Consider the following 13,731-nt stretch of genomic DNA (forward strand, 5'->3'; position numbering starts at 1 on the left):
GGATTTATGAGAGCGATAATGTGTACTGAGTTTATCCTAATTAAAAATAGTTTTTGCCTATTTTTAAGCTATTATTACTTGGGAATAGTTCCCTTTTACATAAGTTAAAAAATGTAGTATAGTTATTTTAGCGATATTCACTAATATCCACAGTTCCAATTAAAGCCACGCACAATTTTGTTAATAGGTTGTGAGTGGCTTTATTGGTTGAATTAACAAAACTAATTTGTTAGAATAGTAAAGCAATTACTTGTAGTAAAAGACTACATGCCCCTTGTATCATAATTGTGCAAGGGGCTCTTTTATATCGTATTTTTATATTTGGGTCCTAGAATAGATAAATTATAACTTTTTTATAGTATTAGTTCATCATATTTTAATACACTCATTTGCTTTATAAGAAATAGTATGGTACTATGAGTAAGTAATCAATTTTGACATGTAACGAGAGTGCTATACATAAAACTATAATTCTCCTTTTGCCTATCAAACATTTGTTGCAACAAATCGCATACAGGGTATGCACAAGGAGGAAACACATATGAACAACGGTACAGTAAAGTGGTTTAACTCAGACAAAGGTTTTGGATTTATTACAGGTGAAGATGGCAATGATGTATTTGCTCATTTTTCAGCAATTCAAGCGGATGGTTTTAAGTCGTTAGAAGAAGGACAAGCAGTAACTTTTGATACTGAAGAAGGACAGCGCGGTATGCAAGCTGTTAATATTTTTAAAGCATAATAAAGGTTTTGATAAAACGTTCCAATTTAGTTGGAACGTTTTTTTTTATAAGATTAAATTGATAAGCTTCAAACGTTGAAAACGAAAAGAGGTCATCATATGGGATTCGGAAAATGGAAAGAAGTTATACCATCAGAGAAAAGTAAGCAATTTGATGAAGGACAGAAAGTATCATTTATTTACAGAAAAGAAATTAGAAGTGGTATAATAGCTGCTTTATTAATTAATTCAGCAGTAATTAATATTATAGACAGTTCTAAGCCAAAAAACAAAAAAGAAAAAACAGTAATTAGTTATGAGAAACTATTATCGGTGTATCAATAAAAAGACCCTAGTTTAGATTAGGGTCTTTGTGTTAAACTTAAAACAAGGCTTTATGGAATACTCTTTTTTCTAAGCAGATTCTTTACGTGCCAAAGGATCTGTTATTTTTTATTTAAAAATTGTTAGCTTAGCTAGTTAGAGCAAACGGCTCATAACCGTTCGGTCACAGGTTCGAGTCCTGTATAGTCAATAGTAAAACTCCTACCTCTTTTTCTTATGAGAGATAGGTTTTTTTTGTTATGGTAATATTTTTTTGTTGAAAAATAGAACAAACGTTCGTATAATGTTTCTGATAGGAGAGTGTATCAGATGGTGAGACGAACTAAAAAAGAGTTTAAACCTTACAATGATTATGTTGACAGGCCATTCGAATTAAAGTGGCCCACAGCTTTTCCATTGGGTGAATTAACAGAAGCAATTAAAAACACAGACGAATACCACGCTCGAAATATTGAGAGACTACCACAGCAATCGCAGCGACAAATAGAATATTTTTTAGATCGTTCAATTAAGCAAAATAAGGTACTAGAAATCCAGTTGAACTCATTAGATGAATATGAACGAGTGAAGCCACACGTTTTTGGTGTTTTCCGTGGGATGGCAGAATTCGATGTTGTGCTGATTGGTGAACAAGAAATCGATTTTTACGATATAAGACATATTCAGATTCATAATTTCACGAAATGGAGTGAAGAACATATACCTGAAGAAAATCCATTCGAGTTAGAACCAGAACACTGCGAAACAATAGATGAATTTGTGGACGAATATTTCGATGATAAATGGATAGAATAATTAAAAATGTAAAGGTTCTACTTCTCAATCATGGAAAGTAGAGCTTTTTTGTATGTAAAATATGCGAATAGTATTTGATGAAATAAAAATAGACTTTAAAATGATCAGAATGCAAAACCAGTGCAAAATATTTTGCATTTCTCTTCTTTTTTATCCTTTTCTTATAGAAATAAAAAGAGCTAAAACCTTTATTTTATAAGGTTTTAGCTCTTTTTTGTTTTTCTCTACTTTTCTAAAAATGGAGACGGCGGGAGTCGAACCCGCGTCCAAACATATTGCCACTTAAATCTCTACGTTCATAGACACTCATTTAAAGGTTCGCTTTACAGCGTGCCGAGTGACAGGCATTCTGTATTGCTAGTCTGGTAAGCTCCTCTAAATTTTACAGACGGAAAAATTTAGCGTATCCCACTTCGATTAGGACCCTGACCCGAGCACATGGGCGATGCCGGGAGGATCTTCGCTAGCTGGTTTTTAGGCAGCTAAAGCGAAAGAATTGTTTTCGTTTTTAGCAGTTATATTTAACTGTAACGTTTTAACGTAGCCGTAACCTACGAAACGCAATTCAAGCTCAACTATGCCTGTCGAATCCGTAACGCCCCCGAAATAACATAAGTATCCCTTGATACTTATCAAAGTATAGCATAAATTCCTTGTTTTTTCAAAGAGTAGGATAACACTCTGTTAGATATTCATAAAAAGAGGAAGGATGGACCGTAACTCAGTTCATCCTTCCTCTTTTTATGAAAGTGTGTGGGTATGTTTTGTAATCCATTGTTGCAAACGGATATTCAACCAAAAACCATAAATTCCTAAAGTAATTATAGTTAATAAAAGCCATTTAATCCAATGACCGAATAATTGCATAGCTGTACCGTCAAAATAAAGGCGTTTACCATCAATAACGGTATGCTTGATTTTCCAGTTGTACATCATACAAATTCCCCAAGGTGCGCAAATGCCTAATGTAAAGACAGTAATCAAGGTTGCTAAAATTGAAGTCCCGATATACGTGGCTAAATCACCGTCAAAATATGAATTTTTCATTCTTTTCCTTCTTATCTCATAACTTTTATTATAACAAGAATAAATGGCCTGGGAAACAAAATGAGGATGAAATAAGTATTTTTATTCATTATTGATGTGAAATATGTTATTTATGCAACTCAAACTTGGCAGCATTAGATATTTTGTAACAAATGTTATCTAATGTAACTACCATAATAAAACGTTTTCCTTAGGAAGTGAATTAGAAATTTAAAAAAAAGGCTACTTAAATGAGCATTAATATTGTACGAGACATATCTTTTTGCTATTGTCAACTTCTGAAAAAGACCACTAAGTGGAAAAAATAAGAGAAAAGAAGGGTGAATAATTTTTTATGACAAAAAGTGTAAAATTTTTAGTGTTACTGTTGGTAATGATTCTACCAATTGCGGGGGCGTTATTGATTGGTCCAATTTCGTTTGGCGCCGAATTGAGCAAAAGTTCAATCGTTGACAAAGTAGAATTAGATCACACTACTTTATATCAAGGAGAGATGACCTCAATTAAAGTATCTTTTAGTGACAAAGAAAATCAGAAAATAAAACCTGGCGATACTATTACTTTAACTTTACCAAATGCATTAGTTGGAATGACCGAGAACGATGGCTCACCACGAAAAATCAATTTAAATGGTTTAGGGGAAGTTTTTATCTATAAAGATCATGTTGTAGCAACATTTAATGAAAAAGTTGAATCTTTACATAATGTGAATGGGCATTTTTCTTTCGGGATTAAAACGCTTATCACCAATAGTTCGCAACCGAATGTGATAGAAACGGATTTCGGAACAGCAACGGCGACTCAACGTTTGACGATTGAAGGAGTGACCAACACAGAGACTGGCCAAATTGAGCGAGACTATCCGTTTTTTTATAAAGTAGGCGATTTGGCTGGAGAGTCAAATCAAGTACGTTGGTTTTTAAATGTGAACCTCAATAAATCCGATGTCACAGAAGATATTTCAATTGCGGATCGACAAGGAAGTGGTCAACAATTAAATAAAGAGAGTTTTACATTTGATATTGTGAATGACAAAGAAACTAAATATATTTCACTTGCCGAGTTTGAGCAACAAGGTTATGGCAAAATTGACTTCGTAACAGATAATGACTTTAATTTACGTTTTTATCGGGATAAAGCACGCTTTACTTCCTTTATCGTCCGTTACACTTCGACAATCACGGAAGCAGGCCAACATCAAGCAACATTTGAAAATAGTTATGACATCAATTATCAACTAAACAATCAAGACGCAACGAATGAAAAAAATACATCACAGGTTAAAAATGTTTTTGTAGAAGGCGAGGCAAGCGGCAATCAAAATGTGGAAATGCCAACAGAAGAAAGTCTAGACATTCCTTTAGAGACAATAGAAGAATGGGAACCAAAGATACCTACTTCGGAACAGGCAACAGAAACAACTGAAGAGAATGGCGCAACAGAAACCGCAGAAAGCAGCCAACCAGAAGTTCATGTCTCACCAACAGAAGAAGAAAATCCAGATGAAAGTGAAACGTTAGGTACAATTGCACCAATCATACCTGAAAAACCAAGTGTGACAACTGAAGAGAATGGCGCAACAGAAACTGCAGAAAGCAGCCAACCAGAAGTTCATGTCTCACCAACAGAAGAAGAAAATCCAGATGAAAGTGAAACGTTAGGTACAATTGCACCAATCATACCTGAAAAACCAAGTGTGACAACTGAAGAGAATGGCGCAACAGAAACTGCAGAAAGCAGCCAACCAGAAGTTCATGTCTCACCAACGGAAGAAGAAAATCCAGATGAAAGTGAAACGTTAGGTACAATTGCACCAATCATACCTGAAAAACCAAGTGTGACAACTGAAGAGAATGGCACAACAGAAACGGCAGAAAGCAGCCAATCAGAAGTTCATGTCTCACCAACAAAAGAAATTACTATAACTGAGAAAAAACAGCCATCCACAGAAACAACTGTGGAGACAAATAAAAATGTTACATCAAAAAATCAACCACAAATACTAAACGCTCCATTAAATACATTGAAAAATGAAGGAAGCCCACAGTTGGCTCCCCAACTGCTTAGTGAACCAATTCAAAAATTAAATGAAGCAAACGGGCAACGAGAACTTCCCAAAACAGGCACAACAAAAACACCGTTTATGTTAATAGCAGGAATACTGGCAAGTACATTTGCCGTTTTAGGTGTAAGTTATCTACAAATCAGAAAGAATTAACAATAGAAAAGCCATCCAGCTTTCGCTGGGGGGCTTTTCTATTATCTGGAGATAAATTGCTGATAGGCGCCAATCAAAAACTATGCTACAGTAAGGTATATAATGCTCGAAAAGGAGGGAGTAAATGACTAAAAAAATATGGTCGCACTTTCAGAAAAGCTTCACTTGGTACATTTTGATTGGTGTGATTGTTTCATTATGTAGTGCTTTAGCAATTTATTTTTTTCAACAGTTGTTAGATCATTATCAAAAAAGTTTCCAACTAGGGTTGTTAGTAGCGTATGGAACGACAATTATTTTAATTCCGCTATTGTCTTACTGTGAACAGAAACCGAAAGCTTACTTAACTAATGGCATCTATTTCTATTTGAAGAAATTAAGTTTAATAAAAATGAGCAAGATTTCCTATGAAGAATATCTAAAACTGGGAGCGGGTGCTTTACTACAAAAAGTAGAAGTTGGTGCAGCAGCTGGGAGAAATATCCACTTGAATTTTTATGGGCGCTTATTTCGAGAGTTAATTCCAGAGACGTTATTTAATTTATTTTTCATAGCATTGATTGATAAAAAATTATTACCAGCAATTCTAATTGGTTATGTGATTGTATTTATTTTAACCAAAATACTTTTGAAAACGCTACAAAAAATGAAAGAAAAAACACTTATTTCTGAAGAAGCAATGAATGCTACTTTGATACGAGGGATGACCGAACTAGTAACTTTTAGAATTAATCGAAAATATAAAAAAGAGATTGAAAATTACGCGTTAATGGCAGAGGAAAATAGTCAAAATATAACAAAAATGACTATGATCCATGAATTTTTCTTTGGCTTTTTTGCCTTGTTAGTTGCACTTATCAAAGTAAGTATTGTCGTACTTAGTTTTACTAACGTCGTGACGCTAAGTTTAGGTGGACTTGTAGCGATAGTGATGTATATCGATCGAATTTATACGCCGATAGCCATATTTAATGTTTTATTTGTTCAATATAATTTGGATAAAGTAGCCTATCAGCGCTTGGAAGATTTTTATAAAAAAGAAGATGATCCTGACTTAGCGGTTTCCGGCAAAGCGTTACCTGAAATTCAAACAATTTCATTAAAAGATGTGTGTTTTAGCGTAGATAGTCAAACGATTATGTCCCAACAAAATCGACAATTTTCAATGAATAAAACCTATGGCTTGATTGGAAAAAGTGGGACAGGTAAATCTACCCTGATTAAATTGATTTTAGGATTATTGAAGCCGACAGAGGGGACAGTTTATGTGAATCAATTTCCTCTAACACAATTTAATTTGGAAGATTATTATGAAAAAGTTTTTTATTTATCTCAAGATGTGCCAATATTTCAAGGAACGTTGAAAGAAAATATTGTATTTAATCAAGAAATTTCTGATGAACAAGTAATTGAAGCTATGTATCGTTTTCAGTTGGGGGAACTTTATGAACGGTTACCGGAAGGTTTAAACACTATTGTGAGTGAAAAAGGAATGAATTTTTCTGGTGGTGAAAAACAACGGATTGCTTTTACACGCTTAGCATTTACACAAGCAGAGATCCTTATTTTAGATGAGGCGACTTCTGCATTGGACGAAAAGACCGAAGAAAAAGTGTTACAAGAAGTACAAAAATTTACCCACAATAAGTTGACTATTTTGGTTACTCATCGACCTAAAACCCTGCGATTTGTAGATGAAATTATTGATTTAAATGAGTGAACTTGTTAGCTCTTTGGCGCTTCTTTTGCTACACTTTTTATAAGAATTGAGAGAAAGGGGCAACTGTTGATGAATAATAATGAGCAAGAATTAGCGGAATTTTGGGATGAATTTGCAGAAGAATATGAAGAAGTTCAACAAGAATCGCCATTTCCAATTGCCCGAGAATTACGTGATTTCTTGGTCCAAGAAGGTCTTTTTCCGTGTCAGACATTTCTGGATATCGCAGGTGGGACAGGACGATACTTACCTTTTTTTCAAGAGCAAGTCACGGAGTATACGCTAGCCGATATTTCTCAGAGAATGTTGGAGATTGCGGAAGCAAAAGCACAAAGCAACGTTGTTTTTCTTCACCAAAGCCAAGAAAGACTGATTGAGACTGGGAAAAAATTTCAAGTCGTTTTTTCAGCGATGAATCCTGCTTTGGATACGCCGGAAAAAGTTAATGCATTGTGCCAATTAAGTGAGGAATGGTGTCTTATATTTCGGCTAGTGGAAGAGCAAGATTCGTTATTTTCTCCTTTTGAGCAAGAGAGCAACCCGCAGTTAAATTGGATGGCAAAATACAAAGCATTTCTAAAAAAAGAACAGCGACCTTTTTTCACAAAAAAATTTTTCTTTGAAGCATCAGAAGCTATTTCAAAAGACTTTTTCCGCAACTATTTTGAAGAACAATGGTCAGTTCCAATTTTAGAACAACGCATACAAGAAATTTTTGGTTCTCATGAAATTAAGCAAAATCAGCGTACCATTATTTATGAATTAATTGTTATTCCATGTAAAAAAACAACCAGCGATGACTAATTATCGCTGGTTGTTTTTCGGTTATTTAATTGTGCGAAAGCTTTTTCTGGAATCTCTTTTTTATCAATTTTGACAGGAGATTGGATGATTCTTTTTTTACTAATGGTTGCTTCTATGTAAGCATTTGGTTCCAAAGGTTGAGGATTTTTGTCTGTCCGTTCGTAGTCCATGACTTGTGTTTTTCCATTACTTTTAACAAAAGTTAGTCGATAGTGTAAAGAATATTGGCCATCTATGCTTTTTTGATTGTCATCTACTGTTTGTTTTCGTTCAGGAATTTCTAGAGGAACTTGTGCATAGGCTTTTTCACCCTTATATGTATCTGCATAATAACGATAGCCTGTATAACCACCAACAATGAATAAGCCAATAAATAAAATAGCGCCGATTTTTTTCATTTTTTCTCCTCCTAACAATTTACAAAAATAGCATAGCAAAAGAAGAAGGAGATGGAACATCGAAAAAACGAACAGTTGTCTTACAAAACTGTTCGTTTTTTTTGGTCTATTTAGCTTTCATCAGAGAGTAGAAAGGAATCATTTTTCTTACGATAACTAAAGAAAATAACAAAGTACAGTAGGCCTGTTAAAAGAGTGACGCCTAACGAATTTGTAAATAAGATGCCAATAAAGATGAGACCTAAAATGATTAAAGCAAGGAGATTAATACTTTTTTCAAAGAGAGACCCTCGTTTTAAAGAAAGAACAAACGCCGCAGCGCTAATTAAAATCCAAATTAGCAAGACAGTGTAAGAGAGAGAACCGGCTAAGTAACCAAATAATTCATCGCCAACAAAATAAGAAAGAATAACGCCCAGATATAAAACACTGGCGCAGAAGAAAACTGAACGTTGAGGTACTTGGTGCTTGTTTAAAACCGCAAGTTTACTCATGGGTCCTTTTTTATCTTTTAAGCGAAAATATAAAAGGCGAGAAGAGGCGTATACTCCAGAATTAATAGAAGAAAACAAGGCTAAAATAATCACAAAATTTACGATGTCAGCAGCAAAAGGAATATTCATTTTTTCAAAAACCATAACAAATGGACTCACCGTTGTGCCTGCTAAGGTATTCCAAGGGAAAATAATCAAAAGTAAGAATAATGGAATGATATAGAAGGAAATAATCCGTCCCATCACACCACGAATCGCTTTAGGAATGGCTTTTTTAGGATCATCTGCTTCACTGACAGTAATCGCGATTAATTCTGAACCGCCATAAGAATAAATAACTACTAATAAAGAATTAACTATACCTTTCATGCCATGTGGGGCGAAGCCACCATGATCGGTGATACTTTGTAAAGTAGGGAAGACACCACTGCCTAGCATTTGTTGTCCCACCAGATAAACACCAAAAATAATTAACAAAATGATGACACTAATTTTAGCAAACGCCAACCAATATTCTGTTTCTGCAAATAAACGAACCGAGTAAAGATTAATGAGCGTCGTTAAAATAGCTAAAATAAAAACAAAAAACCAAGCAGGAATATTAGGAAACCAAAGTTGTAAAAAGGAAGCTGCGGCAACCGCTTCTGCGATAATATTAATTGTCCACATGGAATAATAAACCCAATCAATAAAATCAGCAGAATGTGCACCTAAAAATGGTCGAACCAAGCCAGACAAACCATGATGTGTGTCTCCGCCATCTAAAACAAGTTTTCCTAAACCACTCATGACGATGAAGAGAACAGCACCGCCAATTAGAAAGGCGATTAAAACAGAAGGACCAGCAATACCAATTGCTTCGCCACTTCCTTTAAAAAGACCTGCGCCAATCGCTCCCCCTAAGGCTAACATCGTAATGTGGCGCGAGCTTAATTGTTTTTTTAAGGTTGTTTGTTGTGTTTCACTCATAGGATTCTCCTTTAATTGAAAAAAAATAATATGAAAATAACTTTCTTTATTATATACAATTTTCTGACAATTACAACTATTCTGTCAATGAAAATGAAAAAATAAGTGAAAAATATTATGAAAATAAAAAAATCGAGCAATTTAAGTGATTAAAATCGCTCAATTTTTTTATTAATTTTTATTTTTTAATAGAGTCATAATTGTTAATGGAACAGTAATGACTACATAGCCGATGATACTAGCCACTACTAAATAAGCTATAGGACTCGAGAAATTAAATAAGTCCGTTAAAAGTATTGCGACAATCATTGAAATAGCATAACAAATGAATAATTGAATAAACCGCTTTGCAGACAAAAAATCACCTCTTCCTAATTAGTTAAAGTCTCTTTTCAATCATTTAGTATACACCTGAAAAGAAGAATAAACTATCATTAATTAAAAGAAAAAGTGAAACAACTAGCGGATTTTTTGTTCAGCTGATTATCTTAAGAATTAGAAAATGGGCCATAAGTCATTTCGACTTATGGCCCATTTTCATTTATGACGTTGGCTTCGTGTAAATTGAGAAGTCTCGTCCTCTCTAGTGGTTGGTTGCTGTGTTCGTTGTACGGCTTGCTTTTCCGGCTCGTTCTTTTTTGCAACATCAGTCACAACATTTGGCTTCTGAGAAGGGGGGACAGTTGTTTTTTTGTTTAAAGTTGGAGTAGTTCTTTTTGTTTCTTTCTTTTGTTTCTTTTTATTATTTTTATCATTTCCAGTGACTGTCAAATAGATAATCAGAAAAATCATTAGGATCGTTGCAACAATTAATAGAATAAACATGTTAAATGAAATGAACATGCATGGACCTCGTTTCTCGTTTTTTCTTAGTTTACCAAAATTTCAAAATTTCGTCACTCTTTTCTTCAGAAAAAACGAATTTCAAAGGGGTTAAAAGAAACTTTTATAAAAAAGCCTCCTTTTTTGTGTGAAAATGCACAAAATTTCTGGAATCGTTTGCTGTTAAAACCAGATACTGGTAAAATAATTATTGTATAAGAATCATTTTAAAAAACGATTTTTGTTACAAATAACGTATTTGTTGAAAAGGCACTGTGAAGTAGTTAGAGACGACAGCCAAGTGACTTTTAATGACAGCCGCCCAATTAATTTCATGGAGCCTTTTCGTAGAAAACGAGGAGGTTATTTTGCGTGAAAGTGAGTATATTTTCGACATGCGTGGTGGATTTACTTTTTCCAAATGTAGGGCAAGCAATGGTAGAGGTTTTGGAACGTTATGGCTGTGAAACGGTTTTTCCAACAAGCCAAACGTGTTGTGGTCAGCCAACGTATAATAGTGGCTATGTGACAGAGAGCACGACAACGCTTAAAAATCAAATTGATAGTTTTGACGGTGCCGATTATGTGGTGGGACCTGCGGGGTCTTGTGTCGGCATGATGAAAGAATACCACAAATTTTTAGCAGATGATCCTATTTATGGACCAAAAGCACAACGTTTAGCTGAGCGAACTTACGAGTTTAGTCAGTTTCTTTATCGTGTCTTAGGGGTCAAAGATGTTGGCGCAACGTTACATGGGAAAGCAACTTATCATCGTTCTTGTCATATGACGCGAATTTTAAATGAACGAGAATCACCCTTTGTTTTGTTGGATCATGTGAAAGGATTAGAAATGATTCCTTTAGGACATCTTGAAAATTGTTGCGGATTTGGCGGAACGTTTTCAGTGAAAATGCCAGCTATTTCTGAACAAATGGTGACGGAAAAAATGAACGATGTGATTGATACAGGCGCAGAAATTTTAATTAGTGCGGATATGGGTTGCCTGATGAATATCGGGGGTAAATTCAATCGTGATGGGAAAAAGATTAAGATTATGCATATTGCAGAAGTCCTTAATCACGAAGTGGATGAAGCACGCATGGATCAACCGCAAATCATATCGGTAGGGTAAGGGGGAAGAACTGTGGGATTATCAACGAGCAATAAGCCGTTAAGTGAACGAATTGAAGAAAGTAAAAAAGATGTGTTTATGCAAAAGGCTGTCGCCAAAGCACAAGATGCCCAATGGGAGAAACGAGAAGGTGCGCGGGAAGCTTTAGGCAATTGGCCACAATGGCGTGAACTGGGAGAACAAATTCGCCAACATACAATTCAGTATCTGCCTGACTATTTAGAAGAGTTCAGTGATAACGTTGCCAAACGAGGTGGCAAAGTCTTTTTTGCTCAAACCGCCGAAGAGGCCAATGAATATGTGAAACAAGTGGTTCTAGAAAAAAAGGCGAAAAAAATTGTGAAATCTAAATCAATGGTGACGACCGAAGTCGATATTGATCCAATGTTATTGGGATTAGACGATGTCAGTGTGATGGAAACAGACTTGGCGGAATTCATTTTACAAATGGATGACTGGGATGAGCCGTCACATATTGTTTTCCCAAGTATTCATAAAAATCGCGAACAGATTCGTCAGGTTTTTGCGAAAAAATTAGGGTATCAAGGAGATAATGACCCGGTAAATTTGGCACGCTGTGCACGAGAAGTGATGCGCAAATTCTTTTTGGAAGCGGAGATTGGCATTACAGGTTGTAATTTCGCTATTGCGGATAGCGGCTTAATTAACTTAAATACAAATGAAGGAAATGCTGATTTGACCATCAGTATTCCTAAGACACAAATCGTGTTAATGGGGATGGAAAGAATCGTACCAACAATGCGTGAAGCAGAGGTTTTAGATAACCTTTTAGCCAGAAGTGCTGTTGGTCAAAATTTAACAACGTATGTGACGTTTGCTGGGCAAAAAAATGCGGATGAATCCGATGGACCAGAAGAATTTCACGTGGTCATTTTGGATAACGGGCGTTCAAAAGCGTTAGGAACAGCCTTTCAGCCAGTCTTACAGTGTATTCGTTGTGGGTCTTGTCTGAATGTTTGTCCGGTCTATCGCCATATTGGTGGGCACGGTTATGGCTCTATTTATCCAGGCCCAATTGGTGCTGTGCTTTCTCCAATTTTAGGTGGATATAAACAGTTTGGGGAATTGCCTTATGCGTCTAGTCTTTGTGGGGCATGTACGGAAACGTGTCCTGTGAAAATTCCATTGCACGAATTATTAATTGAACATCGTAAAGTGATGACCGATGATCTGAAAATGAAACATGGATTTGAAGATTTCCAAATGCGTATGGTAGGTAAAGCCACTGGTTCACCAGCAATGTTTAAAGCAGCCATGAAAGTCGATCATGCTGCAGCGGGCATTTTAAGTAAACAAAAAGACATTACTGTTGAAAACATGTACAATCATGGAGGCTACCTTGATAAAGGACCAGGGTTAGTAAAAGGTTGGACCGATGTTCGTGATTTGCCAAGACCACCAAAATCTTCAGAAAACTTCAGAAGTTGGTTCAAAAAACATCAAGAAGGTGAAAAAAATGACTAATGAAGCGATTCAAAATCGAGAACCTTTTTTACAAAATCTACGAGAAAAATTAGGCGTAGAAAAACAGCCTGTTTCGGCCCATCCATTTGAGCCAGTTAATCATTTACCAGAAGAACAGTTGGCAGATAAAACACCAGCAGAGCTATTAACGATTGTGAAAGAACGTGTGGAAACGATTCACACGAACTTAGTGGAAACCACACAAGAAAATTTACTGACGACGATTCAGCAAATTGTTGCTGAGTTTGGTGGGGGCAATCTTTTATTGCCAACAGATGCACGTTTTGAAGCCTATGGATTAGCTGATTTAGCTAAGTCATTAGAGGCTGTTTCTGTTAAGCAATGGCAACCTGGAAGTGAGCAACGAGAAGCGAATATTCAAACAGCTGCTCAGGCAAATATCGCGATTGCCTTTGCTGAGTTTTTACTAGCTGAATCAGGAACGATTGTGGTGGAGTCCAATGCGGGGCAAGGCAGAGCTTTACACTTTTTACCGAAGCATTACATTTCAATTATATCGTTTAGCAAACTCGTTCCACGTTCGACTCAGCCAGCAGCTTTTTATACAGAAAAAATAGAAAAAGGTGAAAAAATCGGCTCAGCGATTCACTTTATTTCAGGGCCTTCTAATTCAGGAGATATTGAAATGCAACTGGTTGTCGGGTTGCATGGTCCTTTAGAAGTTTGTTACGTGGTTGTGATGGATCGCTAAAACGCTAGAAGCATAATCAATTCAGCCCTTTTTAGAATTGATTATGCTTTTTTTATGAGCAGGATCA

14 protein-coding genes, 1 tRNA gene and 1 other RNA gene are annotated in these 13,731 nt (G+C 35.7%); 10 read left to right on the forward strand and 6 right to left on the reverse strand.

Annotation, left to right across the window (positions count from 1 at the left end):
* The first annotated feature begins 541 nt into the window (after positions 1-541).
* The 4 genes from IGK27_RS04455 to IGK27_RS04470 all read left to right on the forward strand — a co-directional run bounded on the left by IGK27_RS04455 (position 542) and on the right by IGK27_RS04470 (position 1,861).
* Positions 542-742 carry a cold-shock protein gene (locus IGK27_RS04455; RefSeq protein WP_075578564.1) on the forward strand — a complete coding sequence of 67 codons (201 nt, stop codon included), beginning with the start codon at positions 542-544 and terminating at the stop codon, positions 740-742.
* Positions 743-841: 99 nt separating this feature from the next.
* Positions 842-1,066, forward strand: coding sequence for a hypothetical protein (locus IGK27_RS04460; RefSeq protein WP_081115599.1), 225 nt, complete (start codon positions 842-844; stop codon positions 1,064-1,066).
* Positions 1,067-1,182: 116 nt separating this feature from the next.
* Positions 1,183-1,253: transfer RNA gene (locus IGK27_RS04465), tRNA-Ile, on the forward strand.
* A gap of 122 nt (positions 1,254-1,375) precedes the next feature.
* Complete coding sequence (locus IGK27_RS04470) at positions 1,376-1,861, forward strand: hypothetical protein (RefSeq protein ID WP_267589437.1); 486 nt, start codon at positions 1,376-1,378, stop codon at positions 1,859-1,861.
* A 236-nt stretch (positions 1,862-2,097) separates the two neighbouring features.
* Here IGK27_RS04470 and ssrA read toward each other — a convergent pair.
* Together ssrA and IGK27_RS04480 are read right to left on the reverse strand one after the other, a co-directional pair.
* Positions 2,098-2,464: a transfer-messenger RNA gene (ssrA, locus tag IGK27_RS04475) on the reverse strand.
* 138 nt (positions 2,465-2,602) lie between these two features.
* Positions 2,603-2,908, reverse strand: coding sequence for a DUF898 family protein (locus IGK27_RS04480; RefSeq protein WP_002358053.1), 306 nt, complete (start codon positions 2,906-2,908; stop codon positions 2,603-2,605).
* Between the two features lie 334 nt (positions 2,909-3,242).
* On the opposite strand from IGK27_RS04480, the gene IGK27_RS04485 reads away from it, so the two are divergent.
* The 3 genes from IGK27_RS04485 (at position 3,243) to IGK27_RS04495 (ending at position 7,650) form a co-directional block, all read left to right on the forward strand.
* The gene (locus tag IGK27_RS04485) at positions 3,243-5,126 is read left to right on the forward strand and encodes a collagen binding domain-containing protein (RefSeq protein ID WP_105577422.1); all 1,884 of its coding nucleotides are present in this window, start codon (positions 3,243-3,245) and stop codon (positions 5,124-5,126) included.
* Between the two features lie 124 nt (positions 5,127-5,250).
* Positions 5,251-6,846 (forward strand): ATP-binding cassette domain-containing protein, encoded by a 1,596-nt coding sequence (locus IGK27_RS04490; protein ID WP_002358050.1) that lies wholly within the window; start codon positions 5,251-5,253, stop codon positions 6,844-6,846.
* A 69-nt stretch (positions 6,847-6,915) separates the two neighbouring features.
* Entirely contained in the window at positions 6,916-7,650 is a 735-nt protein-coding gene (locus IGK27_RS04495) for a class I SAM-dependent methyltransferase (RefSeq protein ID WP_033626402.1), read from the forward strand.
* On the opposite strand, the gene IGK27_RS04500 is transcribed toward IGK27_RS04495, so the two are convergent.
* From IGK27_RS04500 to IGK27_RS04515, 4 genes are all read right to left on the reverse strand, one after another.
* Positions 7,647-8,048 (reverse strand): YxeA family protein, encoded by a 402-nt coding sequence (locus IGK27_RS04500; protein WP_002358048.1) that lies wholly within the window; start codon positions 8,046-8,048, stop codon positions 7,647-7,649. The two genes, IGK27_RS04495 and IGK27_RS04500, sit on opposite strands and share 4 nt — an antisense overlap.
* A 110-nt stretch (positions 8,049-8,158) precedes the next feature.
* Positions 8,159-9,511, reverse strand: coding sequence for an amino acid permease (locus IGK27_RS04505; RefSeq protein WP_002382100.1), 1,353 nt, complete (start codon positions 9,509-9,511; stop codon positions 8,159-8,161).
* A 171-nt stretch (positions 9,512-9,682) separates the two neighbouring features.
* Complete coding sequence (locus IGK27_RS04510) at positions 9,683-9,868, reverse strand: hypothetical protein (protein WP_002358046.1); 186 nt, start codon at positions 9,866-9,868, stop codon at positions 9,683-9,685.
* A gap of 180 nt (positions 9,869-10,048) precedes the next feature.
* Positions 10,049-10,336 (reverse strand): hypothetical protein, encoded by a 288-nt coding sequence (locus IGK27_RS04515; protein WP_016615697.1) that lies wholly within the window; start codon positions 10,334-10,336, stop codon positions 10,049-10,051.
* A 369-nt stretch (positions 10,337-10,705) separates the two neighbouring features.
* On the opposite strand from IGK27_RS04515, the gene IGK27_RS04520 reads away from it, so the two are divergent.
* The 3 genes from IGK27_RS04520 to IGK27_RS04530 are packed head-to-tail and all read left to right on the forward strand — an operon-like array spanning position 10,706 to position 13,664.
* Positions 10,706-11,467 (forward strand): (Fe-S)-binding protein, encoded by a 762-nt coding sequence (locus tag IGK27_RS04520; protein WP_033626404.1) that lies wholly within the window; start codon positions 10,706-10,708, stop codon positions 11,465-11,467.
* A gap of 12 nt (positions 11,468-11,479) precedes the next feature.
* Positions 11,480-12,952, forward strand: a complete 1,473-nt coding sequence (locus tag IGK27_RS04525) for a LutB/LldF family L-lactate oxidation iron-sulfur protein (protein ID WP_002365496.1) — start codon at positions 11,480-11,482, stop codon at positions 12,950-12,952.
* Positions 12,945-13,664 carry a LutC/YkgG family protein gene (locus IGK27_RS04530; RefSeq protein WP_033626405.1) on the forward strand — a complete coding sequence of 240 codons (720 nt, stop codon included), beginning with the start codon at positions 12,945-12,947 and terminating at the stop codon, positions 13,662-13,664. The genes IGK27_RS04525 and IGK27_RS04530 overlap by 8 nt, the downstream gene beginning before the upstream one ends.
* The last annotated feature ends 67 nt before the right edge of the window (positions 13,665-13,731 follow it).

Origin of the sequence: Enterococcus sp. DIV0236 (genome assembly GCF_050558525.1) — a bacterium.
Taxonomy (GTDB): Bacteria; Bacillota; Bacilli; order Lactobacillales; family Enterococcaceae; genus Enterococcus; species Enterococcus faecalis.

What these genes read in the sequence shown, in the direction of transcription:
- IGK27_RS04505 (WP_002382100.1), bottom strand. Translation starts at nt 9,511, where the DNA reads ATGAGTGAAACACAACAAACAACCTTAAAAAAACAATTAAGCTCGCGC.
- IGK27_RS04490 (WP_002358050.1), top strand. Translation starts at nt 5,251, where the DNA reads ATGACTAAAAAAATATGGTCGCACTTTCAGAAAAGCTTCACTTGGTAC.
- IGK27_RS04485 (WP_105577422.1), top strand. Translation starts at nt 3,243, where the DNA reads ATGACAAAAAGTGTAAAATTTTTAGTGTTACTGTTGGTAATGATTCTA.
- IGK27_RS04470 (WP_267589437.1), top strand. Translation starts at nt 1,376, where the DNA reads ATGGTGAGACGAACTAAAAAAGAGTTTAAACCTTACAATGATTATGTT.
- IGK27_RS04530 (WP_033626405.1), top strand. Translation starts at nt 12,945, where the DNA reads ATGACTAATGAAGCGATTCAAAATCGAGAACCTTTTTTACAAAATCTA.
- IGK27_RS04495 (WP_033626402.1), top strand. Translation starts at nt 6,916, where the DNA reads ATGAATAATAATGAGCAAGAATTAGCGGAATTTTGGGATGAATTTGCA.
- IGK27_RS04455 (WP_075578564.1), top strand. Translation starts at nt 542, where the DNA reads ATGAACAACGGTACAGTAAAGTGGTTTAACTCAGACAAAGGTTTTGGA.
- IGK27_RS04480 (WP_002358053.1), bottom strand. Translation starts at nt 2,908, where the DNA reads ATGAAAAATTCATATTTTGACGGTGATTTAGCCACGTATATCGGGACT.
- IGK27_RS04460 (WP_081115599.1), top strand. Translation starts at nt 842, where the DNA reads ATGGGATTCGGAAAATGGAAAGAAGTTATACCATCAGAGAAAAGTAAG.
- IGK27_RS04500 (WP_002358048.1), bottom strand. Translation starts at nt 8,048, where the DNA reads ATGAAAAAAATCGGCGCTATTTTATTTATTGGCTTATTCATTGTTGGT.
- IGK27_RS04515 (WP_016615697.1), bottom strand. Translation starts at nt 10,336, where the DNA reads ATGTTTATTCTATTAATTGTTGCAACGATCCTAATGATTTTTCTGATT.